The sequence below is a fragment of the Streptomyces sp. NPDC029041 genome, assembly GCF_040637515.1.
Lineage (GTDB): Bacteria > Actinomycetota > Actinomycetes > Streptomycetales > Streptomycetaceae > Streptomyces.
Genome location: NZ_JBEZWO010000026.1, coordinates 40,812 through 61,968, shown reverse-complemented (window position 1 = coordinate 61,968; position 21,157 = coordinate 40,812). Strand labels below are relative to the sequence as shown.

20 protein-coding genes are annotated in these 21,157 nt (G+C 71.5%); 15 read left to right on the top strand and 5 right to left on the bottom strand.

The annotated features are described in order from the left end of the window. Window positions 1-140 precede the first annotated feature (140 nt). From AB0F04_RS37415 to AB0F04_RS37355, 13 genes are all read left to right on the top strand, one after another. Window positions 141-563: a DUF350 domain-containing protein gene (locus AB0F04_RS37415; RefSeq protein WP_362050781.1), complete on the top strand. Its 423-nt coding sequence runs from the start codon at window positions 141-143 to the stop codon at window positions 561-563. A gap of 138 nt (window positions 564-701) precedes the next feature. After that, window positions 702-2,660 carry a protein-arginine deiminase domain-containing protein gene (locus AB0F04_RS37410; RefSeq protein ID WP_362050778.1) on the top strand — a complete coding sequence of 653 codons (1,959 nt, stop codon included), beginning with the start codon at window positions 702-704 and terminating at the stop codon, window positions 2,658-2,660. A gap of 184 nt (window positions 2,661-2,844) precedes the next feature. Continuing rightward, on the top strand, window positions 2,845-3,336 hold the full coding sequence (locus AB0F04_RS37405; RefSeq protein WP_053669425.1) for a hypothetical protein: 492 nt from the start codon (window positions 2,845-2,847) through the stop codon (window positions 3,334-3,336). A 166-nt stretch (window positions 3,337-3,502) separates the two neighbouring features. Continuing rightward, the gene (locus AB0F04_RS37400; protein ID WP_362050775.1) at window positions 3,503-6,196 is read left to right on the top strand and encodes a LuxR C-terminal-related transcriptional regulator; all 2,694 of its coding nucleotides are present in this window, start codon (window positions 3,503-3,505) and stop codon (window positions 6,194-6,196) included. 192 nt (window positions 6,197-6,388) lie between these two features. Beyond that, a complete protein-coding gene (locus tag AB0F04_RS37395) occupies window positions 6,389-8,017 on the top strand; it encodes an MFS transporter (protein ID WP_362050772.1) in 1,629 nt (542 codons plus the stop codon). A gap of 18 nt (window positions 8,018-8,035) precedes the next feature. Then, window positions 8,036-8,560, top strand: a complete 525-nt coding sequence (locus AB0F04_RS37390; RefSeq protein WP_362050769.1) for a hypothetical protein — start codon at window positions 8,036-8,038, stop codon at window positions 8,558-8,560. A gap of 121 nt (window positions 8,561-8,681) precedes the next feature. Beyond that, window positions 8,682-8,879: a hypothetical protein gene (locus AB0F04_RS37385; protein WP_053669428.1), complete on the top strand. Its 198-nt coding sequence runs from the start codon at window positions 8,682-8,684 to the stop codon at window positions 8,877-8,879. Window positions 8,880-9,285: 406 nt separating this feature from the next. After that, on the top strand, window positions 9,286-9,822 hold the full coding sequence (locus AB0F04_RS37380; RefSeq protein WP_362050826.1) for a DUF308 domain-containing protein: 537 nt from the start codon (window positions 9,286-9,288) through the stop codon (window positions 9,820-9,822). 122 nt (window positions 9,823-9,944) lie between these two features. Continuing rightward, on the top strand, window positions 9,945-11,303 hold the full coding sequence (locus AB0F04_RS37375; protein ID WP_362050766.1) for a hypothetical protein: 1,359 nt from the start codon (window positions 9,945-9,947) through the stop codon (window positions 11,301-11,303). 3 nt (window positions 11,304-11,306) lie between these two features. Then, a complete protein-coding gene (locus AB0F04_RS37370) occupies window positions 11,307-12,239 on the top strand; it encodes a ribonuclease BN (RefSeq protein WP_362050763.1) in 933 nt (310 codons plus the stop codon). After that, window positions 12,236-12,703, top strand: coding sequence for an SHOCT domain-containing protein (locus tag AB0F04_RS37365; RefSeq protein WP_362050760.1), 468 nt, complete (start codon window positions 12,236-12,238; stop codon window positions 12,701-12,703). The genes AB0F04_RS37370 and AB0F04_RS37365 overlap by 4 nt, the downstream gene beginning before the upstream one ends. Before the next feature lie 153 nt (window positions 12,704-12,856). Then, a complete protein-coding gene (locus AB0F04_RS37360) occupies window positions 12,857-13,420 on the top strand; it encodes a dihydrofolate reductase family protein (protein WP_362050757.1) in 564 nt (187 codons plus the stop codon). A gap of 128 nt (window positions 13,421-13,548) precedes the next feature. Further along, complete coding sequence (locus tag AB0F04_RS37355) at window positions 13,549-13,737, top strand: hypothetical protein (protein WP_362050754.1); 189 nt, start codon at window positions 13,549-13,551, stop codon at window positions 13,735-13,737. Window positions 13,738-13,868: 131 nt separating this feature from the next. Here the strand turns inward: AB0F04_RS37355 and AB0F04_RS37350 are convergent, their stop codons facing one another. Next, complete coding sequence (locus tag AB0F04_RS37350; RefSeq protein ID WP_362050751.1) at window positions 13,869-15,686, bottom strand: thiamine pyrophosphate-requiring protein; 1,818 nt, start codon at window positions 15,684-15,686, stop codon at window positions 13,869-13,871. Window positions 15,687-16,088: 402 nt separating this feature from the next. After that, window positions 16,089-16,604, bottom strand: a complete 516-nt coding sequence (locus tag AB0F04_RS37345) for a hypothetical protein (protein ID WP_362050748.1) — start codon at window positions 16,602-16,604, stop codon at window positions 16,089-16,091. 171 nt (window positions 16,605-16,775) lie between these two features. Between AB0F04_RS37345 and AB0F04_RS37340 the strand changes: the two genes are divergently transcribed. Continuing rightward, a complete protein-coding gene (locus AB0F04_RS37340) occupies window positions 16,776-17,162 on the top strand; it encodes a VOC family protein (RefSeq protein ID WP_362050745.1) in 387 nt (128 codons plus the stop codon). A 385-nt stretch (window positions 17,163-17,547) separates the two neighbouring features. On the opposite strand, the gene AB0F04_RS37335 is transcribed toward AB0F04_RS37340, so the two are convergent. After that, on the bottom strand, window positions 17,548-18,111 hold the full coding sequence (locus tag AB0F04_RS37335; protein ID WP_362050742.1) for a snapalysin family zinc-dependent metalloprotease: 564 nt from the start codon (window positions 18,109-18,111) through the stop codon (window positions 17,548-17,550). 80 nt (window positions 18,112-18,191) lie between these two features. Beyond that, on the bottom strand, window positions 18,192-18,842 hold the full coding sequence (locus AB0F04_RS37330) for a LysE family translocator (protein WP_362050739.1): 651 nt from the start codon (window positions 18,840-18,842) through the stop codon (window positions 18,192-18,194). Window positions 18,843-19,067: 225 nt separating this feature from the next. Here AB0F04_RS37330 and AB0F04_RS37325 point away from each other — a divergent pair, with 225 nt between their 5' ends. Further along, complete coding sequence (locus tag AB0F04_RS37325) at window positions 19,068-20,462, top strand: hypothetical protein (protein WP_362050736.1); 1,395 nt, start codon at window positions 19,068-19,070, stop codon at window positions 20,460-20,462. Between the two features lie 54 nt (window positions 20,463-20,516). On the opposite strand, the gene AB0F04_RS37320 is transcribed toward AB0F04_RS37325, so the two are convergent. Beyond that, window positions 20,517-21,143, bottom strand: a complete 627-nt coding sequence (locus AB0F04_RS37320; RefSeq protein ID WP_362050733.1) for a hypothetical protein — start codon at window positions 21,141-21,143, stop codon at window positions 20,517-20,519. Between the last annotated feature and the right edge of the window lie 14 nt (window positions 21,144-21,157).

Here is a 21,157-nt window from a genome sequence, read left to right as displayed (position 1 = left end):
GCCGGAACCGCACGAGGCTCTCGCGCCGGTGATCTCCGGGAGAGATGGCCGCCGTTCACCGCGCGGCGGCCGTGCGCTACATTTTGCCTCTCTTTGACCGCGATCACTCATGATCTCTACGCTTCGGAGTTGGCACCCCCATGAGCGACATCGTCAACGGACTCGGACGGGCCACTGCCTACGGCGGTCTGGGACTGGTTCTGTTGCTCCTCGGCATCGTCCTGGTCGACGTGCTGACGCCCGGAAAGCTCGGCCGGCAGATCTGGGAAGAGCGCAACCGCAACGCCGCCACCGTCCTCAGTTCCGCGCTGCTCGGTATCGGCGGCATCGTGTTCACGTCCATCTGGACGACGTACGAGGACTTCGGCAAGGGCCTGGTCTCCACCGCGGCGTTCGGGATACTCGGGCTGGTCATGATGGCGGTGGCGTTCCTGGTGGTGGACCTGGTCACGCCGGGACGCCTGGGTGCGACGCTGGTCGAGGCGGAGCCGCACCCCGCGGTCTGGGTGACGGCTTCCTGCAACCTCGCCGTGTCCGCGATCATTTCGGCCTCCATCGCCTGAACCCCGGGCGCCGACAGGCCCGTCGGCGGCTTCCCGCGCCGTCACCCCCGCCGCACCGGGAACGCACAGCGACCGCTTTTCCTCTTGCAGGGTGAATCCCCTGACCGAGAGGAACCTGCTGTGCGTTCACGGAGACCTATGCGTTCGCGTCTGTACCCGGCCGGGTCGGTGGTCCTGGCCATGGCCGCCGCGGGATCGGTGCTGGCGGGGCCGGCCGGCTCCGCCTCCGCCGTCGAGACCGGTGGGCGTGCCGACCTGCGGGCGGACGTGAACCGCGACGGACGGGTCGATGTCACCGCCGGCAGCGACACCGCAGGCGAGGACGGCTGGTCGGTCGAACGCGGGGCCGTGTACCTGCCCAACATCGATGACGACGCCGAACGGTGCCCGGTGTCCGGTCCCGGTGGCCGGCCACTGTCCGACGCCAAACTGGCCGCGTGCAACGACGGCACCGACAAGAAGGTCAACGGCACCGAGGACGCCGCCGACCTCGCCCGGATCCGTTCCGTGCCGCTGCCGGCCCTGCCCGCCGGCGCGACCGGCAGCCTGAAACTCACCACCGGTGCCGAGCACGCCCACCTCTTCTTCAAGCGTGCCGGGAAGTGGATCCTCGTGACTTCCGGGACCCGGCTGACGGCCGCCGAGCTGCGCTCCGGTGCGGAGTTCGGTGTCGAGGCCACCGATGTCGTCCGGAACAGCGCGAAGTGGGACGGACGCGCGGTGGTCCGGCTGACGGTGACCTCGGGGCGGAAGTCCACCTCCGACGCCGTGACCCTGCGCGTTGCACCACTGCTGACGCAGCATCACCTGCAGGACACGCGGCAGGTGATGGTCTCCAAGGTGCAGGGCGAGGGCCCGGACAGCCGCCTGCAGCGGACGTTCGTCACCGCCCTGCGCAAGGAGGTCGTGAAGGCGGGCATCACCACGCCGCTGGTCACCTTCACGAAGTACGCCGACCGCTGGGCACAGGACTTCGTCGAACCCGCCTACGTCAGCATGACCGGGCCGGGTGGCCAGCGGCAGGTGATGCGGGTGATGCTGCGTTCCGCCCAGCGGGACCGGGACGCGGGCCGGGAGCTCTTCGAGAGGATGCGCGGCCGGGACATCGGTGTCGTGCAGGTGACCGACCGGGCGGAGCCGGACGACTGGTCGCTCAACTCTATGGGGAACCTGGAGACGATCCCGCCCTACGCGCACGGCGGGCGTTCCTTTCCGGCGGGGCGGATCATCATGGGCGAACGCAAGGACAGCGGAGCCCGCCCGTCGAAGGTGATGCGGACGCTGCTCAGGTCACAGGGGTTGCAAGACCCATTGCTGCTGGACACCTCCTGGCTCGCCGTGGGGCACGTCGACGAGTTCGTCCAGTTCCTGCCCGCCGACACGGCCCGCGGCTGGCGCATCGGTGTCGCGGACCCGCAGGCGGGACTGAGACTGTTGCGGGACGCCAAGCGCGACGGCCACGGCCGGACGAAGATGTTCTCCGTTCGGGGGCGCAGCGACAGTCCCGCGCCCAAGGAGACGATCGACCAGGCGCTCGCCTCCCGTCACCTGGTGGCGGACAACGAGATGGCGGCGCGGCGCATCGCGGCCGACCTGGAGATCCTCAAGCGCGAGACGGGGGTGACGGACGAGGAGATCGTGCGGGTGCCCGCGCTGTACACCCGTCATGGGGAGGCCCTGACCGCCGCTGGCCAGGAGATACCCGTGCCGCGCCTGACACGCATGGGCGCCGGCTCCGGCCTCGTGAACAGCCTCGGGGACCACGGCCAGCAGCAGTGGCTCGCCCGGAAGCCCACCGCCTCGCGTGCCGGGGCCGAGGCGACCGTGACGACCAGCGCGTACGTGCCCGGTGCGGTCAACGGCCTGCTCCTGACACGCGACCGATACCTGGCCCCACGCCAGTGGGGGCCCGTCATCGACGGCAAGGACATCTTCACGCAGGCCGTCACCGCCGCCTACCGTCGGGTCGGCCTGAAGGTGTCGTACGTCGACGACTGGTACACCTACCACCTCGGCATGGGTGAGGTGCACTGCGGCACCAACACCCTGCGCGACGCGACCTCCGCATGGTGGGCGGCGCCCGGTGGCACCACCTGACGAGCTGTGGCCGGCGAGGGGCGGTGGGACGGTGACCGCCGCACACTCACCCGCGTCGGGTGAGGCGGCCGGGGTGGTGCCCTGGGCACGCTGATGGGGACATCGAACGGTTCGGAGCGAGAGCTGGAGCTGCGAGCGCCCTCCCGCTCCTTCCGGTCCCTGAGCATCGCAAGCGAGGCGCAAGATGACCGCGACACACACTCAACCGTCACACAGGGCGAGGGACGAATGGGCCACCGGCCTGACCGCCTTCGCGGCTGTGATGCTCTTCCTGGTCGGCCTGCTCGACATCTTCCGGGGCATCATGGCCATCGCCGAGGACGACATCTTCGTGACGACCCGCAACTACGTGTTCGAGTTCGACCTGACCGGATGGGGCTGGGTCCACCTCGCTCTGGGCGTCCTCGCCGTGATCGTCAGCCTGGGGCTGCTCAGGACGGCGATGTGGGCCCGCGTCCTGGGCGTGGCCATCGCCGGACTCGTCATCATCGCCAACTTCCTCTCCCTGCCGCAGTACCCGGTGTGGTCGGTCGTGATGATCGCCCTCTCCGGCTTCATCATCTGGGCCCTCTGCGTCGTGCCGCGCGACAACCTCCTCGACCCGTCCGAGGAGGGCTCGTGGCGCGAACGCGAGGACACGTACCGTCCCACGGCCGCTCCGCGCCCGCCGCGCTGACGACGTTGGGCCGACTACCTCCGAGAACCGCTCCCGATGCCGCTGACCTGCCGCCGAAAGCGCAGGTCAGCGGGCTGTCGGGGCGGTCTGCCGTGCGGCCGTGCGGGAAGGCTGGGATGCTGAACGTGAAGCGCTGCCCGTGACGTGGCCCTGACGGACAGGGGTGATGAGCGCCGTGGCGATCCATGAGAGCGGTCCAGGACCGGCGGTTCCCCTCGTTCCGGCGCTGTCGCGCACCGACCCCGTGGGGGACCCCTTTCTGCGTACGCGGTTCGCGCTCCCCGCGAGGCCCCGGACGTTCATGCGCCGTCAGCGGCTCGTCGATCACCTCGGCCAGGCTCTGAGCACGCCGTTGACGCTGCTCAACGGTCCGGCCGGAGCCGGCAAGACCCTGCTGGCCGCGGACTGGGCCTCCGGACTCGCTTCCCCGGTCGCCTGGCTGACCTTCGACGTGGGTGACCGGCGGCCCGGGGTCTTCTGGGCCTACGTGCTGCAGGCGCTGCGCGCCGGTGGTGCCCCGGTGTCCGAAGCGGTCGGAACGCCTGCGGACGCCTCCGGTGTGGACCACAGACTGCTGTCGGCGCTGGCCGGTGAGCTGAGCGACCGAGAGCGGCCGGTGGTTCTCGTGCTCGACGAGTACGACGGTGTGACCGATGCGGAGGTTGCCGAGCAGTTGGAGTTCGTCCTGCACCACGCCGGCCGCGGTCTTCGCCTCGTTGTCATCACGCGCAACGAGCCACTGCTCCCGTTGCACCGGTACCGGGCTGCCGGTGAGCTGACGGAGATCCGCTCCGCCGAACTGGCCTTCACTCCGGAAGAGGCCGCCGCACTGCTGGAGTTGCACGGTTTGAGCCTCCCGGTCCAGGCGGCGCGGACCCTGGTCGAGCGCACCCGGGGCTGGGCCGCCGGTCTGAGCCTGTCCGCCCTGGCCGCCCGGGAGAGTTCCGACCCCGAGCTCTATCTGAAGGAGTTCGAGGCGGACCGCAGCACGGTCGCGGACTTCCTGCTGGCCGAGGTCCTCAAGCGACAGACACAGGAGACACAGGACCTCCTGCTGCGCGTGAGCGTCCTCGAGCGTTTCTGTCCCGATCTGGCCAACGCGCTGACCGGCCGTGTCGATGCCGAGCCCATCCTGGCCGGGCTGCACCGTGAGAACGCGTTCGTCGAGCGTCTCGGGCACTCGTGGTACCAGCTCCACCCGCTGTTCGGGGAGATACTGCGCGCGCATCTGCGCGTTCGCCTGCCCGGGCTGGAACCGGAACTGCACCGACGGGCCGCACAGTGGCTGCACCTCCACGGCTTCCTGCCGGAGACACTCGCCCACAGCGCCGCCGCGGGTGACTGGGACCTCACCGCCGGAGCCCTGGTGGACGATCTCGCGATCGGCCTGCTCTTCACCGGGCCGAACGCAAACGACCTGGCTCGGTTGTTCTCCGGTATGGGGCCCGAAGCGAGGAGCCCCGCCACCTTTCTCGTACGCGCCGCCCAGGACCTGTCCCGGCACGACCTCGATCACGGCCTGGCCAGCCTGCGCCGCGCCGAGGAGCAGCTTGCCGACGACGACCACGACGCGGCGGCCGCCCGGTTGAGCTGCGCTCTGCTGGATGCCCTGGCCGCCCGGCTGACCGGTTGCCCCCCGGAGGTGGAGAGGGCCGCGGAATCGGCCGCGCACCTGAGGCAGGAGGTTCCGGTGGGTCTTCTGGACCGGCATCCCGAACTCACCGCCCTCCTGATGACCCACGTGGGCGCGACGCTGCTGTGGGCCGGGCGCTTCGAGGACGCGCGTTCAGTCCTGACCGGCGTGGTAGCAGCTCCCGGCGGAGCCGCCACCGAGCTGCCCCGGGAGGAGGCGATGGGGCACCTGGCCCTGCTCGACTACATGAACGGCTGGCTCGGCCGGGCGGAGCGCAGGGCACTGGCCGCGGTCTCCGGGGCGGACCGCCCCGGTGCGCCCCGGCCCTCGGGCGCCGGAATCGGACGGCTGGTCCTGGCCGCCGTCGCGGTCGACCGCGACGAGCTGGGCCGGGCACAGACCCTCATCGACGAGACGGCCGGGCTGCCCTCCGAGACGCGTGATCCGGTGCTGGCGGCGGGGCACGCCCTCGCCGCGGCCCGCCTGCTCCTGGCCAAGGGCAAGGTGCGAGCCGCTGTCGAGGCGGCGGATGCGGCCGTCCCGGCCGCCGTGGCTTCTCCCTGGGCGACGAGCCACGAAGCGCTCGTCACCTCGGCCGCCCATCTGGCCGAGGGCCGGCCGGACGAAGCCGCGGCGGTACTCCGGGCCGTCTCCGGTGACCAGCCCGTGTGCGCGGTGGAGGCCGCGGCGATCCAGCTCGCCGCGCGACGTCCCGCGGCAGCCTTCGACCTGCTCGACAGCGTCCACGCCGAGGGACGCACCGGTCCGGCGGTGACGGTGCGGGCAGCCCTGGTGAGGGCCCGGGCCGCGCACGCGGCGGGAGACGGAGCCACCGCACACAAACTCGTGGCACAGGCGCTGCTCGACGCCCGGCGTGAGCGATTGCGGCGTCCGTTCCTGGATGCCGGAGCCTGGATCCGGCCCCTCCTGGCCACCGGGCCGCTGCACGATCTGGCGGCAGGCTGGCTCACACCCGCACCGGCGGGTCAGGGCGATCGCATCCGGCCGCAGTCGCCTGCCGCTCCCCTCGTCGCCGTCGAGCTGAGCGCGCGCGAGCACGACGTACTGGAGCGTGTGGCCCGGATGATGTCGACGGAGGAGATCGCCGCCGATCTCTGCCTGTCGGTGAACACGGTGAAGACCCACCTGAAAAGCGTCTACCGGAAGTTGGCGGTGAACCGGCGGGGCGAAGCGGTCCGCCGCGCACGCGACCTCCGGATGCTCTGACCCAGCGCCGCGGCCTCCTGCGGGGTCGGCCGCGCCCCTCCCGCGGGCCCGGCGGGGGCCCCACAACTCCCCCCTCGTGGGTGAGGCGCACGGCGCGCACCTCGGGTGCCATGAGAACAGCCGGCGCACGGTACGCCGGCGCATGCCCGGGCACCGCCCGGGTGTACCGGGCCGACTCGGCGAGGTGGACACGTGAAGCGCTGGCGGGCTCTGATCGTCCTGGGCGCGGCCCAGTTCCTGATGGTCCTGGACACCTCGGTGATGAACGTGTCCATCAGTCAGCTGGTCGAGGACTTCGACACGGAGGTCACGGCCATCCAGGCCGTCATCACCCTGTACGCGCTGGTCATGGCCGCCTTCATGATCATTGGTGGCAGGCTCGGGGACATCGTGGGGCGCCGCCGCATGTTCCTGCTCGGGATGATGGTCTACGGCGTCGGATCCGCCCTCACGGCTGTGTCACCCACGCTGTGGGTCCTCATGCTGGGCTGGTCCGTCATCGAAGGGCTCGGTGCCGCCATGGTGCTGCCGGCCATGGCGGCGCTCGTCGCGGAGTCCTACCGCGGACGCGACCGGGCCATCGCCTACGCGGTCATCGGCGGGCTCGCCGGCGCGGGAATCGCCGTCGGCCCGCTGCTCGGCGGCTGGGTGACGACGTATCTGACGTGGCGGCTGGTCTTCGCCGGCGAGGTCGTGGTCGTCGTGGCGGTGCTGCTGTGCCACCGGGTGATCGCGACGCCCGCCCCGAGCGGGCCGCGCCCCCGGCTGGACGGTGTCGGTGCGCTCCTTTCCGCCGCCGGACTCGGGCTGGGCGTCCTCGGCGTGCTGCAGAGCAGCACCTGGGGATGGGTGCAGCCGCGCAACCCTCCCTTCACCGTCCTCGGCTTCGCCCCGACCCTGTTCGTCGTCGGCGCCGGGGCCGCCGTCCTGGCCGTCTTCCGGTGGTGGGAGCGGCGGCGGGAACACACCGGCGCCGATCCGCTCGTGCACCTGTCCCTGCTGGGCCGGCCCGTACTGCGGTCGGGCCTGCTGACGCTGCTGAGCCAGAATCTCATCCTGCTGGGCCTGTTCTTCGCCATCCCGCTGTACCTGCAGGTGGTGCAGGGGTTCGACGCCTTCGAGACGGGCCTGCGTCTGCTCCCGGTCTCCGCGACCATGCTCGTGACCTCGCTGTGCGCGTCCTCGCTGGGGCGCGTGATGGGGCCGCGCCGGGTGGTCCGGCTGGCCCTGACCACTCTGGTGGCGGCCATCGTGTGGCTGCTGGCCACGATCGACCCGGCCATCGACGACGCACAGTTCGCCGGTGCCATGGCCCTGCTGGGCGTGGGGGTCGGCCTGCTCGCCTCGCAGCTGGGCAACGTCGTGCAGTCCGGGGTCGGGGAGGAGGAACGCAGTGAGGCGGGAGGGCTGCAGTTCACGGCCCAGAACCTGGGCTCCGCGCTGGGCACCGCACTCATCGGGTCCCTCCTCATCGGCGCGCTGGCCCATGCCTTCACCACGCGGGTGGAAGACGACGCGCAGCTGTCGAGGGAGACCCGTGAGCAGGTCGGCGTCGCCCTGGAGGCCGGGATCACCTTCGTGCCCACCGATCAGGTGCGTTCGGCGGCCGAGCGTGCCGGGCTGCCGCCGTCCGAGGTCGACGCCGTCGCGGATTCCTACGCGTCCGCGCAGTTGCAGGGTCTGAAGGCGGCGATCCTGGCCACTGGGGGCATCGCTCTGGCGAGTTTCCTGGTCACACCGCAGCTGCCCACCGCCCGGAAGGGCCGGCCCCGCGAGCGGGGTGCCGAAACGATGGCCGGAGCCTCCGGCTCTCCCCACTGAGTCCGCAGGGAGCTGCTCATGTCCCGGACCACAACCGCTCCGACCGCCCGCAGCAAACGCCGCGCGGAGCGCCGGGCCAGCGCCGACTACACGGGTGGCGTCTACGGTTCGATGCTCGCGGCCTCCGTGGTGGCCGGCGCCGGAACTCTCGGTTCGTTCCCCCGGGCCGAGCTGGTGGTGCTGCTGCTTCTCACCGGGGTGGCGTTCTGGATCGCGCACGTGCACGGCCAGCTGTTCGGGGCGCGCCTGGCACAACAGGTGCCGGACCGCCGCCTCGTGCTGCACGTGTGCCGAGACGAGTGGCCCATCGTCAAGGCCGCGGTCCCGCCGGCCGCCGCGGTGGCGGCCAGCCCGCTCCTGGGGCTGGACGTCCGAGGAGCCCTCTGGCTCGCTCTGGGCGTCGCCGTGGCCGGCCAGATCGGCTGGTCGGTGGCGGCGGCCCGCCGTGCCGGCGCCTCGCCCCGGCTCATGGCCGTCACCGCGTCGGTCAACCTGCTGCTCGGCCTGCTCATCGTCGCCTTCAAGATCGTGCTGAAGCATTGAGCCCGGCGTCCGTCACCCGGTGGGTCACCTCCTTCGGGTGAGGTCCGGGCCGGGCCGGAGGCGGACGATGGCACAAAGGGCGCCGTCCGCCTGTCCCGGGCATCTGTGGGAGGACAAGCTCGTGCGCTATGAGATCCGCGTCGAGGGACACCTGTCGGAAACGCTGGCGAAGGCCTTCCCGGAGCTGGGCCATGTGGTGATGGCCGGCCAGACCGTCCTGTTCGGCCACGTCGTGGACGAAGCGCACCTGTACGGGCTGCTGGCTCGCTGCCAGTCACTGGGACTGCGCGTCGTGGAGATGCGGCCGGTGCCCGAGTGACGCGATCGCCCCGTGCGCCCTCTCGCCTTGCCGTTCGACGTCAACTCCCCTGCCTCGAAGATCTGCTGGCTGAGCATCAGCTCTCTGGCCGACGGCTGCTTCGAGCAACCTGCGCCGTCGCCGCGCTCGCCGGCAGATCACCCTTGGCGGGTGACCCCGGCACCCGGCGGCACGCGAGAGTCTGGAGCCGGCAGAGCCACGCACAGGCCCTGTCACACCCGTCGGAACGCCGCCCCGCAGGCGGCCCCGAAACGACCGATCGATCACGCGAGGAGGAGCCATGACCATGTCGCGTGGTCCGACACCGCTCCCCGGGCAGGAACACCGGTCCGACGCGGCAGTCCTCGCTCCGGCGTACGGCACGGCCTACGGGCTGGAACGACTGGGCCGTTCATGGACCTGGCTCATGGGCTCGGCCGTCGCGACCCTGGTGCCGGGTGTCCTGATCCTCGTCTGGCCGGAGGCGACCCTGCACGTCCTGGCCGTCCTCGTGGGGCTGTACCTGCTCGTGAACGGGGCGTTCCGGTTCGTGGCCGTCTTCGGCCGCACAGAGCACGGCGAACGGCTTCCGGGACTGCTGCTGGCCGTGGTGTACGTGCTGGCGGGAGTGCTGTGCCTGCGCAACCCGCTGCAGACGATCACCGTGCTCTCGCTGGTCACCGGCGTCGTCTGGCTGGTGTCCGGGATTCTCAGCCTCTACACGGCCATCGTCGCCGAGGACCTGCCGCACCGCGGTGTCGTCCTGGGGGCGGCGGTGCTGGGCATCGTCGCGGGGATCGTGGTGCTCGCCCTGCCCGCGGAGTCGGCCCGTGCCCTGACCCGGCTGCTCGGCCTGTGGCTCGTCCTGCTCGGCCTGGCCGAGACGGCGGTCGCCCTGGCGTGGCGGGCCGCGCTCCGAAAGACGCACACGGCGGGGCCGCACGCCCCCTCCGAGGCTGCTTGACACCCTGCCCCGGCGCGACGGAAGCGCCGCGGCTCGTGCGACGCCCCGTCCGTCATCCCGAGCTGCGACGACCGCAGCGCCGGGGGCGGCGCGCTCACGGAACCACGCGGAAAGGCGCACCCATGGACCCGGCCGCAACCCCGGACTCCCCGCACTCCGGCGAAGCCGCGAACGCGAGGCACGTCATGACCGCGGAGGAACGCGCGGAGTACGAGCGGCTGCGCCGCCACGCCGCGGTCCGCCACCGGCGGGCGCGGCGGGCCGGGGCCTCGGTTCTGCTCCTGCTGGCTCTGCTGCTCGCGCCCCTGGCCGTCGTCGCGGCCTGGGTCCACGACACGGTCACGGACACCGGCAGGTATGTGGCGACCGTCGCGCCGCTGGCATCGGCGCCACCCGTGCAGGACGTCGTGATCAACCGGATCACGGAACGCGTGGTGGAGAACGTCGACGTCCAGGCGGTGACGGACGCGCTCGCCCGGACCCTTCAGGACGCGGGAGCACCGCCCCGCGTCATCGCCGGGGCCGAGTCCCTCGAGGGTCCGCTGCGCGACGCGGTCAGGACCGCGGTGGACCGCGCCGTCACCCGCGTGATCACCGGTGATGCCTTCCAGCAGGTGTGGGAGGGCGCCAACCGCCGCTCGCACGCCGCAGTGGTGAACATGCTCACCGGCGACCGCGAGGGTGCCGTGGGGGCCGTGAACGGCACCGTGCAGCTGGATGTGGGAGAAGTCGTCGACCAGGTACAGCAGCGGCTCGTCGACGCGGGCTTCGAGAAGGCCGCCGCCATCCCGGACACCGACCGGACGGTCACCCTGTTCGAGACCGAACAGCTGGGCAAGGCGCAGGACGCGATGCGGCTGCTGGACATCGTGGGCACGTGGCTTCCGGTCCTCACCGTCGTGCTGGCCGCGCTCGCCGTATGGACCGCTCCCGCACACCGGGTCATGCTCATGATCACCGCCACCGGCGTGGGCGTGATGATGGTCGGACTGCTCGTCGCGCTGGCCCTGGTCCGGCGCGTCTATCTGGACTCGGTCCCGCCGCAGGCGCTGCCCGCCGACGCGGCCGCGACCATCTACGACACGTTCGTCCGCTTCCTGCGCGACAGCACTCTCACCTTGCTGGTCGTCTCGGTGATCATCACACTGGTGGCGTACCTGTACGGTCCGGGACGGCTGGCCCGTGGCGTCAGGACGGCGGCGGTCCGGGGCACGACGGCCACCGGCAGGGCGCTCGGGAACGCGGGCATGCGCACCGGCGCCCTGGGACGCCGGCTGGCCGACCACCGGCAGTGGATCACCGGTGGGGTGATGGCGGCCGCGGCGCTGGCCCTGGTGCTCTGGAACCACCCCACCGCCGGAGCCGTGGCGCTCGTCGTCGGCGTCGCTCTGGCCGTGCTGATCATCCTGGCGATCCTCGCGTCCGCCGCCGGACCGGCCGGCCGGACAGCGGACCAGGCCGGGCGGCGGGCGGTTCCGTGAGTCATGACCGTGAAACCCGGCCTCGGAGGCAGGACACGCGAGCGCACGACTGCGCGGGTCGCCGCGAGGCTGCGGTCCGGAACCGCAGCCCGGCTGCTGTCCCGCCTGTCCGCGCTCAACATCGTGGAGGGCTCGGTGCGGCTGGCCGCCCAGGCGTTCCTCACCGCGCTCCCGCTGCTGATGACCGTCGCGGCGTTCGCACCGGGCTGGATGCAGGACCTGCTGGCCGACTCGCTCCGGGCGGTTCTGGGCCTGCACGGCGACACTCTGGACGAGCTGCGCCGGGTCTTCTCCGCGACCGGCACGACACGGAACACGGCCGGGGCCGTGAGCGCGGTGGTGACCCTCGTGTCGGCCACTGCCTTCAGCCGGGCCCTGCAGGCGGTGTTCGAGCGCTGCTGGCGCCTGCCGCGGGCACCGATACGGACCGCCTTCTGGCGCTGGCTGCTCTGGCTGGTGGTGTGGCTGGCCTACCTCCTGCTTCAGGCACCGCTGCGCAAGGGGTTCGGCGCGGGCACGGTGACCGGGCTGGTGCTGTCCCTGATCTCAGGGACGCTGCTGTGGTGGTGGTCGCAGCATCTGCTGCTGGGCGGCCGGATCGGCTGGCGGAGCCTGCTGCCGGGGGCGCTGCTGGCCGCCACCGGAACGGTGCTGCTGAGTCTGGCCGCGCGCGTGCTGATGCCCACGGTCATGGAGCGCAGCCTGCACGAGTTCGGCCCTCTCGGTCCGGTGTTCACCTTTCTCTCCTGGCTCATCGCCGTCTTCCTCGTGGCCGTCTCGGGCCTGGCGCTCGGCGAGTACGTCGCCTCCACCCCGTGGTACCGGACCGCCGCACGTTCACCCTCGCCGGGTGAGGTCGATCGTCTTGTCCGGACCGAAGCTGGAGACAGCACCCGCCGGTGGCCCGGCGGGCGTCGAGACGGAGGAGAGAAATGAGCGCGCAGACCTATCTGGCCTACGACTACCCCCTGTTGAGTGTCTTCTGGAGCATGCTCCTGTTCTTCCTGTGGATCATGTGGTTCATCCTGCTCTTCCGTGTGGTGGTCGACATCTTCCGTGACGACGACCTGAGCGGCTGGGCGAAGGCCGGCTGGCTGGTGCTCACCATCCTGCTGCCGTTCCTGGGCGTCTTCGTCTACGTGATCGCCCGCGGCAAGAACATGGGCCGTCGTGAGATGGCCCAGGCCCGTGCTCAGCAGGAGGCCTTCGACGCCCGCATCAGGCAGGCCGCGGGCAGTGAGGGCCGGTCCAGCAGCGTCGACGAACTCGCCAGGCTGTCGGAGATCCGCGACAGCGGGGCCATCACGGACGACGAGTACCGCAGGGCGAAGGAACTCGTCCTGACCGGCCATGCTCCGGGCGGGCATTCGGGTTTGACGCCCCCCTCGTCCGGTCGTTGACGCCGAGAAAGGTCACCTGCCTCGGGAGCCGGACACACCGTCCGTCCCCGCCGGTCGCGAACTTCCCTGACGGGGGCCGGAGTCCGCGAGCCGCGGCAGGGCCTGCGGCTCCGGCGTCGTACGGTCGAACCCCGTGACCGAGGAGGACCGCCGATGCGCAGCGTGACCTATTCGATGAACGTCTCCCTCGACGGTTACATCGCCGGGCCGGACGGCGGGTTCGGGTGGACCGCGCCCGACGAGGAGGTCTTCCGCTTCTGGATCGACGAGATCCGAGGGGTCGGGGTCCACCTGCTGGGGCGCCGGCTGTACGAGACGATGCTGTACTGGGAGACCGCGGATCAGGATCGCTCGCTCGACGACTCCGAGCTCGAGTGGGCCGCGCTCTGGAATCCGCTCCCGAAAGTGGTGTTCTCCCGCACGCTGTCGGCGGTGCAGGGCAACGCCCGCCTGTGCTCGGGTGGCCTGGCGGAGGAGATCGAACGGTTGCGGGCCGAGCCGGCGGAGGGCGAGATCGCGATCGGCGGTGCGACGCTCGCCGCCGAGGCGGCCGCGTCGGATCTGATCGACGAGTACCGGGCGATGGTCTACCCCGTCCTGCTGGGCGGAGGCATCCCTTTCTTTCCTCGGCACGAGCGCCGGGTCGACCTCGAACTCGTCGAGACCCGCGCCTTCGGTTCGAAAGCCGTCTACCTCCGTCACCGCGTGGTGCGCTAGAGCACAGGGCGCCGCGACCGGACCGGTGAAGCTGCCGGGGCGTTCACCCGAACGGGCCCCTCCGTGATGTGCCGACGCTGCCCCTGCGGTGTCCTGGACTGAGCAGTCGTCCGTCCCCAGGGGGAAGCATGTACGAGATGTGCCCCGGCCTCGATGAACCCGGTACGACCTTCGTCTGGCACGTGAAGGCGAAAAACGGCACCGTTGCCCTCTGCGGCCTGACGCTGGAACCGGGCGTGACGAAGCCGGTGGAGACGGATCGGCACTGCCCTTCGTGCATGACCTCGTTCGGCCGGCTCGTCGACCAGCGCGGCTGATGTAGTGAGCGCGTAGGCCCCGTCAGCGCACCCGGTACCGCTGTGCACGCCCCGTGTTCAGGGCCGGGCCCAGGCGGGCTCCGCGCCGCTGACGGGGCTGATGCCGTCGCGGCGGGGGGTGCGGCCCCGGCTCAGGGTCCCGCACCGGGCCGGTCCTCGCGGTGCCGGTTGCCGGGCAGCATCTCCTGGACCTTGGCCTTGAAGCCCTGGCGGACCATCGCGCTGCGGTCGCTGTCGCCCTTGAGCACGGACGCCGCCGCGGCCTCGATCTGGTCGAGGGACGCGTGCGGCGGGATGGGCGGCACGGCAGGGTCGGTGCGGAAGTCGAGGACGAAGGGCCGGTCGGACGCGAGCGCCGCCTCCCACGCGCTCTGCACGTCCTGCGGCTTCTCCACCCGCATCCCGTTCAGTCCGACCGAGCGGGCGAAGTCCGCGTAGGCGACGTCGGGCAGGGACTGCGAGGGAAGGAACTGGGGGGCGCCGGACATGGCACGCATCTCCCAGGTGACCTGGTTGAGGTCCTGGTTGTTGAACACGGCCACGACCAGGCGCGGGTCCTCCCACTGCTGCCAGTACTTGGCGATCGTGATCAGCTCGGCGAGCCCGTTCATCTGCATCGCCCCGTCACCCACGAGCGCGACGGCGGGGCGGTCCCCGTGCGCGAACTTCGCTCCGATCACGTAGGGGACGCCCGGGCCCATGGTGGCGAGCGTGCCGGACAGCGAGCCGCGCATGGTGCCGCGCAGCTTCAGGTGGCGTGCGTACCAGTTGGCGGCCGAGCCGGAGTCGGCGGCGAGGATGACGTTGTCGGGCAGCAGGCCGTTCAGGGTGTGGGCCACGTACTCGGGGTTGATCGGGTCGGCGTCCACCGCGGCGCGCCGTTCCATGACCTCCCACCAGCGGGCGGTGTTCTTCTCGATCTTCTTGCGCCAGCCGTCGTGCGCGGCCGGTGTCAGGTGCGGCAGCAGCCGCTGCAGGGTCGCGCGGGCGTCACCGACGAGGTTGACCTCGAACGGATAGCGCAGACCGACCATGTGCGGGTCGATGTCGATCTGGACAGCCCGCGCCTGGCCGAACTCGGGCATGAACTGTGTGTAGGGGAAGCTGGATCCGATGACCAGCAGGGTGTCGCAGTCCTGCATCAGCTCGTACGACGGACGGGTGCCCAGGAGGCCGATCGCGCCGGTGACATAGGGCAGGTCGTCGTCGAGCGCGTCCTTGCCGAGGAGCGCCTTGGCCACTCCGGCACCGAGCCGGTCGGCGACCTCCATCACCTCCTGGCGGGCTCCGCGGGCTCCCTGCCCGATGAGCAGGGCGACCTTCTCGCCGGCGTTCAGCACCTCGGCGGCACGCTCGATGTCGGACTCCGCGGGCACCGGGGCGTAGTGGGACATGCCCAGGCTGGAGGGCACCATCTTGAAGGCGTGCCCCGGAGCGGAGTAATCGAGTTCCTGCACGTCGGCCGGGATGATGACGGCCGTCACCGAGCGGCGCGCCATGGCGGTGCGCATGGCCCGGTCGAGCACGTTGGGCAGCTGCTCGGGGACGGTGACCATCTCGCAGAAGTCGGAGGCGACGTCCTTGTAGAGGCTGAGCAGGTCGACCTCCTGCTGGTAGGAGCCACCCATCGCGCTGCGGTTGGTCTGCCCCACGATCGCGACGACGGGCACGTGGTCGAGCTTGGCGTCGTACAGGCCGTTGAGGAGGTGGATGGCGCCGGGCCCGGAGGTGGCGGCGCACACCCCCACCCGGCCGGAGAACTTCGCGTAGCCGACGGCCTCGAAGGCGGCCATCTCCTCGTGCCGGGCCTGGATGAACTCGGGCTTGTTGTCGGCCCGTCCCCAGGCGGCGAGCAGTCCGTTGATGCCGTCTCCGGGGTAGGCGAAGACGTGCTCGACCTCCCACTCGCGCAGGCGCTGCAGGAGGTGGTCGGAGACCTTCGTCGACATGGTGCTGACCTTTCGGATGGGGTGTGTGTCAGGTGTCCCGGGTGCCCGGCTGGGCCCGGCGCAGGCGTCGCGCGGCGCCGCGGGCGGCCAGGACGGCGGCTCCGGTGGTGAGGGCCGCGGCCGCCTGCGGTGATCGCCCAGCGGCCCGCGCGGGACAACTGTTCCGTTGGCGTGCCACCCCGCATCATTGCGTTCTGCAAGAGTTCGCCCTCGAGGGCGACGTCAAGATCGCCGACCGGAGAGGGGGAACGGAGACCATGACGCGCTCCCAGGGAGATCCCGACCAGGAGGCCGAGGAGGTCACGCTCGCCGTCATGGCGGCGTCCCGGCTGCTCGTCGCCATCTCCGCGCGGGCCCTGGCGTCCACCGGCAGCACGCTGCCCCAGCTGCCGCGTCCCCTGGTCAGTGCCCGGCGGCTGCCTTCACCAGGGCGACGGCCACCCCGATCGCCGCGTCCAGCAGCCCCGCCACCACCGCCGTCACCACGCCGCCGCCCATGCGCAGCCCGCCCAGACAGCCCCACAGGAAGAGCGACACCACACCCACCCCCGCCGCTGTCAGCAGCGCGGCGTGCAGGCTGAGGACGTCCAGCGCGGCCAGGGCGATCAGTACGGCCGGTCCCGCGGCGCACGACAGCAGCGGGCTGCTGACGTACAGCATGCGACGCAGCTCATGGCCCGTGGCGAGGCGGCGGTGGACGGTGCGGTGTGCCTGCTGGTCGGCGACGAGCGCGGCGAGCCACAGGCCCAGAGCGGTCGTCAGCACAGTGGCGGCGGCACCGAGGGAGCCCACCTCGCCGAGGGACAGACCGACCACCACGGCGATCATCGTGATGGTCGCGTAGATCCGCTCCTTCAGCCGGTCGGCCAGTACACCGGCCTCCGCACCGGGCGGCCCCTCCGCTCGACGGTCGTCCACCGCTGATGCACCTCACCTGTGGTCCACGCGGGCAGCCGCGATACGCGTGCGCCGGTCATCACATCAGCATGCCCCCCGAGGGTGCGGACCGGCCGCTTCCACGCCGGACGTGGAGGGGACGTTGCCGCGAACCGGTAGCGGGCAGGGCTGCGTTCGGGCAGGCTGACCTGCATGGTCTCGGTGGTGCAGAATGTGGCGATCGACTGTTCGGATGCGTACGAACTGGCTTGTTTCTGGAGTGCGGTCACCGGGTGTCCGGTGCACGAGCAGAGCAAACCGGGCGATCGGGAGACGCAGGTGATGCTGCCGGAGGGGCCCCTGCTGTACTTCAACCAGGTGCCGGAGCCCAAAACGGTCAAGAACCGCATCCATCTCTGTCTGCGTCCGACGACCTCACGCGAGGAGGAGGTCGAGCGACTGTTGACGCTGGGAGCCACTCTCGTCACCGATCGCCGGGAGCCGGACGGCGCGGGCTGGGCGGTACTGGCCGACCCTGAAGGCAACGAATTCTGCGTCCTGCGCGGCGAGTCCGACCGCGCCGCGATGTCGGACGAGTGAAACCCGGCGAATCCGCCGCCCGATGACCCGACTCGGCCGCCGGCCGGCCTCCGGCCGGATGGTCGCAAGGTGATCCACTCATTGGCGGATGCGGACGATGCCACGGTCGACCCGGACCCCGCCGTCCCGGGGTGCGCCCGCGTTCCGGATCGTGAACTGCCGGCGCACCCGAGTTCATCGAACGATCTCGGCCGCGTGCCGGATCCACCACACCGGTGCCGGCCTGCGTGGCTGCCGGGAAGCGGGCCGCGTGTGTACGTCGGAACCCGTCCGGCTCCCCTGGTACCGCACTGCGGCAGGGGAGCCGTCGGCGCTGCCACCGCCGCCGTTCGACGGCAAGCCGTCCTGCGGGACGCGGGGCCCTCTCGCCCCGGGCGTCGCCGCCTCAGTCCACGATCACCCTGGTACCCGCCACCGGGGCCCGCCCGGCCGGTGCGCCGCCGAAGTTGCCCTCGACCTCCGCCTTCTCCGCCGCGTTCGGGTACGGGTTCGTGCACGACGTGCCCGCGCTGGAACCGGACATCAGGCTGGAGCACGGTCCGGGCTTGCGATCCGGCAGGCCCAGGATGTGCCCGAGTTCGTGCGCGGAGATGCGGATCGTGTCGTACCCCTGGTCGACGGCCTGGCGCCCGATGTACACGGTGCCGTTGCCCAGGGTGGTGGGCAGCGCGCGCGGCCAGCCGTTGTCCGCGAGGACCCGTATGTTGGCGCGTTGCCCGGCAGCGACGGGCCGCAGCTCGACGGCGTCGACGCTCTCGTTCCAGATCGCCGCGCCCCGGTTGACGGCACTCTTGAACTCCGCGGCGCCACTCGCGTCATAGGTCACGACACGGGCGGCCGCAGGCCCGTCGGCCGTCGCGGGCGTGGCGGCCGCGGCCTGACCGCCCGTCAGGGACACGGACACCAGACAAGCGGCGGCGAGACCGCCGGTCAGCATGCGGACGTGCATGATCGACCTCCTTGTGGGAAAGGGCAGTCGTGCTCATGACATTCCCTAGCCCATTGCCCCGCCGCGTCACCGCTGAATCCTCAGGCGACGGCCGCCACCGAGACGCCGATGGCGATGAACAACCAGCCGGTGGTCAGCTCCCAGCGCCGGCGTGTCTTCGGCCTGGCGAGCAGGGCTCGCAGGCGCGCGGCGACCACGACGAGGGCGAACCAGTAGGCGACGCCGATGAGGATGTCCAACATGCCCAGGAAGAAGATCTGCCGCGCCATCGATCCGTCGCCGTCCACGAACTGCGGAAGGACGCTGAGGAAGAACAGGGCGGCTTTCGGGTTGAGCACGTTGGTGAGCAGCCCTTGGATGAAACCGCTCCTGAGACGTCCCTGGGCGGGCCCGCCCTCCTCCGGGGCATCAGCCGCCGCCTCGTTCGTGTGGTGCCTTTCCCGGGCGGTCCGGCGGGCGGCGAGCACGGCCCGCACACCGAGATAAACGAGGTAGGCAGCCCCCAGCAGTCGGATCGCGTCGTAGACCACGGGCGAGCGGGCGGCGATCACCGAGAGGCCGGCCGCGGCGGCCAGCATGTGCACACACAGCCCGGTCTGGGCGCCCAGTGCCGCCGCTCTGCCCTTCGAAGGGTCCTCGGCAGCCGATCTCACCACCACGAGGAAGTCCGGACCGGGCACCACGTACGCCACCAGCACCACTCCGAGGAAGCCGAGCAGGTCGACTGTCATCCGCCCTCCACTCCTGCACCCCGAAACCCCCTGCGGCCGGGGCCGATTGACACACCTCGTGCACCGGTGCCGGGTACCCCGGTGCGCGGCCCCCGGACAGCCCGGCTGCCGGAACCAGGGGTGAACGGGTGCCGGGGACGCGTGTGTTCACCGGCGTTGACCTCGCAGGCACGTCAACAGCACAATCTGCGGGCCCGCGTCATCCGCCGGCGAACAGGGGGAATCATGTGCGACACGTGTCCTGACCGCGAGACGATCAATGCCATCGCACGGAACCCGGCGGCACCGGTCGACGTACTGACCAGGCTGCTCTCGGAGCAGGCCGTCGCCGCCTGGAACACTCTGGCCTGGCGCACGCTGCCGGACGAGGTGGTCGACGCGATCGTCGTGCATCCCGATCGACGGCTGCGCTCGGCGTTCGCCGAGAACCCCTCGGTGACGCCGGAACAACGCGCCCGGCTCATCGACGATCCCGACGCGCGGGTGCGCGCGACTCTGGCCCACGGACCCGACTGGTTCCGCATTCCCGTGGAGCCGCTTCCCATCTCCGTTCAGAAGCGTCTGCTCGCCGACGAGGACGCACGGGTCCGCCGCAGCGCGGCCGACTCCCGGCACACGGCCCCGGAGCTGGTGGCCCGTCTCGCCGGCCACCAGGACGCGGACCTCCGGAGGGCGGCGTGCCGCGAGTGGGCCATGCTCTCCCCGGACACCCGCGACCGCCTCCTCCACGACCCCGTGGAGGACGTGCGCCAGGCCGCCATGCGGAGGGCCTGCCGCGACGAGGCGCGCTACACCGACCTCCTGCTCGACGCGGACCTCGACCCCTTCTCCCGGCAGGAGGTGATCCGTTACGGGGCCATGAGCACGGCGACCGCCGAACGGATCGCGGCCGACTGCGCAGAGCAGGAACGGTGCGAACTGGCGGCCAATCCCCACCTGCCCGCGCGCGTCGTCCGCAGGCTCGCCGAAGACGACGCGCACAGCGTCCGGCTGGCCGTGTCGGTCCGGCCCGAGCTGACGGAGACCGAACGGGCCGCCGTCGACATCACCATCAGCCCGTCCGACCGGCTGCACCCCGTCGAATGGGTCCGCCTCTGCGCCGATCCCGACGTGCTGCGCCGGTGCGCCCGGTCGGCCAACATCCTGCTGCGGCGCAGCGCCGCATTCAGCCCGCACCTGCCGGCCGACGCCGTCGAACTCCTCTCGCGCGACGACGACCATGCCGTGCGGCTCCTCCTGTGCGAGAACCAGTCGACCGTGGACGGCGAGGTCGTGCTGCAGACCTACCTGGACTGCCAGGTCATCACCCGGAGCGATCTGCTCGGCCACGCCAATTTCCCGCGCAGGGACGCCGGGCGGCGCTTCGCCGACGACCCGGACCCGGAGAAGAGGCGACTGGCGGGACTCGACCCGAACGCTCCGGCCGACGTGATGGTCCGGCTGCTCGCGGATCCCGACGCACGCGTGCGTGGCATGGCCGCCGCGCACCCCGCCCTGCCCGTCGACCTCGTGGTGAAGAGCTGCGACGACCCGGAGCTCGCTGCCCGGGCCCTCGGCAACCCCCGCCTCCCGGCGGCGGTCATGCACCAGCGCCTCGACACCGTGGGCATCCCGCGCTGACACCGGTACCGGTCGCAGGCCAGGGCTGTGCCGCAATGAGCGCGGCGGGTGCGGCTAGGGAGACGTCGTCCAGCGAGGGGCTGTCGTGGCCCAGGCGGATTCCCAAGCCGCCAGGTTGTGGTGCCGGATGACGCGGTGGACCGTGCCGTAGGCGACGGCTGCCGCGGCGTGGACGCCGAGGGCGGCGATCAAGGCGTAGCCCATGGCGCGGCTGCGGACCTGGTCGGAGGTCAGGGGCGAGCCCACGAGCTTCCCGTCGGTGGCGGCCCACACGCGGATGGTGCTGCCCTTGGGCAGGGCGGGCCGGGTATCGGCGTAGGCCGTGTGGGTGCGTCCGCGGGGGTCGGTGAAGCGGACCTTGGTCGGGTAGAGGGTCCGCTTCGCCTCGGCCGAGCCGGGCTCGGGGTGGCCACGGGCGTCCTCGACGAGTACGGCGGTGGTGTGGTGGCGGGTGGCTGCCTGGTGCTCGGCGGCGCGGGCGTAGTGACGGTGGGCGGCGTCGCCGACGAGGAAGAGGGCGAGGGGGGTGGCCGCCAGCACCACCAGCGTCAGGCCGAGGCCGATCCACGCCTGGACCACGTCGCTGCGCCGGCGCAGGGGGTTGCGCCGCAGGCGCCAGAACATGACCCGGGGCAGCTCCCGCGGCGGCCGTGGTGCGGGTGGGGAGGTGTGACCGGGCATGGTCCTCCTTTCGG

What these genes read in the sequence shown, in the direction of transcription:
- AB0F04_RS37415 (WP_362050781.1), top strand. Translation starts at nt 141, where the DNA reads ATGAGCGACATCGTCAACGGACTCGGACGGGCCACTGCCTACGGCGGT.
- AB0F04_RS37410 (WP_362050778.1), top strand. Translation starts at nt 702, where the DNA reads ATGCGTTCGCGTCTGTACCCGGCCGGGTCGGTGGTCCTGGCCATGGCC.
- AB0F04_RS37405 (WP_053669425.1), top strand. Translation starts at nt 2,845, where the DNA reads ATGACCGCGACACACACTCAACCGTCACACAGGGCGAGGGACGAATGG.
- AB0F04_RS37400 (WP_362050775.1), top strand. Translation starts at nt 3,503, where the DNA reads ATGAGCGCCGTGGCGATCCATGAGAGCGGTCCAGGACCGGCGGTTCCC.
- AB0F04_RS37390 (WP_362050769.1), top strand. Translation starts at nt 8,036, where the DNA reads ATGTCCCGGACCACAACCGCTCCGACCGCCCGCAGCAAACGCCGCGCG.
- AB0F04_RS37380 (WP_362050826.1), top strand. Translation starts at nt 9,286, where the DNA reads ATGGGCTCGGCCGTCGCGACCCTGGTGCCGGGTGTCCTGATCCTCGTC.
- AB0F04_RS37375 (WP_362050766.1), top strand. Translation starts at nt 9,945, where the DNA reads ATGGACCCGGCCGCAACCCCGGACTCCCCGCACTCCGGCGAAGCCGCG.
- AB0F04_RS37370 (WP_362050763.1), top strand. Translation starts at nt 11,307, where the DNA reads ATGACCGTGAAACCCGGCCTCGGAGGCAGGACACGCGAGCGCACGACT.
- AB0F04_RS37365 (WP_362050760.1), top strand. Translation starts at nt 12,236, where the DNA reads ATGAGCGCGCAGACCTATCTGGCCTACGACTACCCCCTGTTGAGTGTC.
- AB0F04_RS37360 (WP_362050757.1), top strand. Translation starts at nt 12,857, where the DNA reads ATGCGCAGCGTGACCTATTCGATGAACGTCTCCCTCGACGGTTACATC.
- AB0F04_RS37355 (WP_362050754.1), top strand. Translation starts at nt 13,549, where the DNA reads ATGTACGAGATGTGCCCCGGCCTCGATGAACCCGGTACGACCTTCGTC.
- AB0F04_RS37350 (WP_362050751.1), bottom strand. Translation starts at nt 15,686, where the DNA reads ATGTCGACGAAGGTCTCCGACCACCTCCTGCAGCGCCTGCGCGAGTGG.
- AB0F04_RS37340 (WP_362050745.1), top strand. Translation starts at nt 16,776, where the DNA reads ATGGTCTCGGTGGTGCAGAATGTGGCGATCGACTGTTCGGATGCGTAC.
- AB0F04_RS37335 (WP_362050742.1), bottom strand. Translation starts at nt 18,111, where the DNA reads ATGCACGTCCGCATGCTGACCGGCGGTCTCGCCGCCGCTTGTCTGGTG.
- AB0F04_RS37330 (WP_362050739.1), bottom strand. Translation starts at nt 18,842, where the DNA reads ATGACAGTCGACCTGCTCGGCTTCCTCGGAGTGGTGCTGGTGGCGTAC.
- AB0F04_RS37325 (WP_362050736.1), top strand. Translation starts at nt 19,068, where the DNA reads ATGTGCGACACGTGTCCTGACCGCGAGACGATCAATGCCATCGCACGG.
- AB0F04_RS37320 (WP_362050733.1), bottom strand. Translation starts at nt 21,143, where the DNA reads ATGCCCGGTCACACCTCCCCACCCGCACCACGGCCGCCGCGGGAGCTG.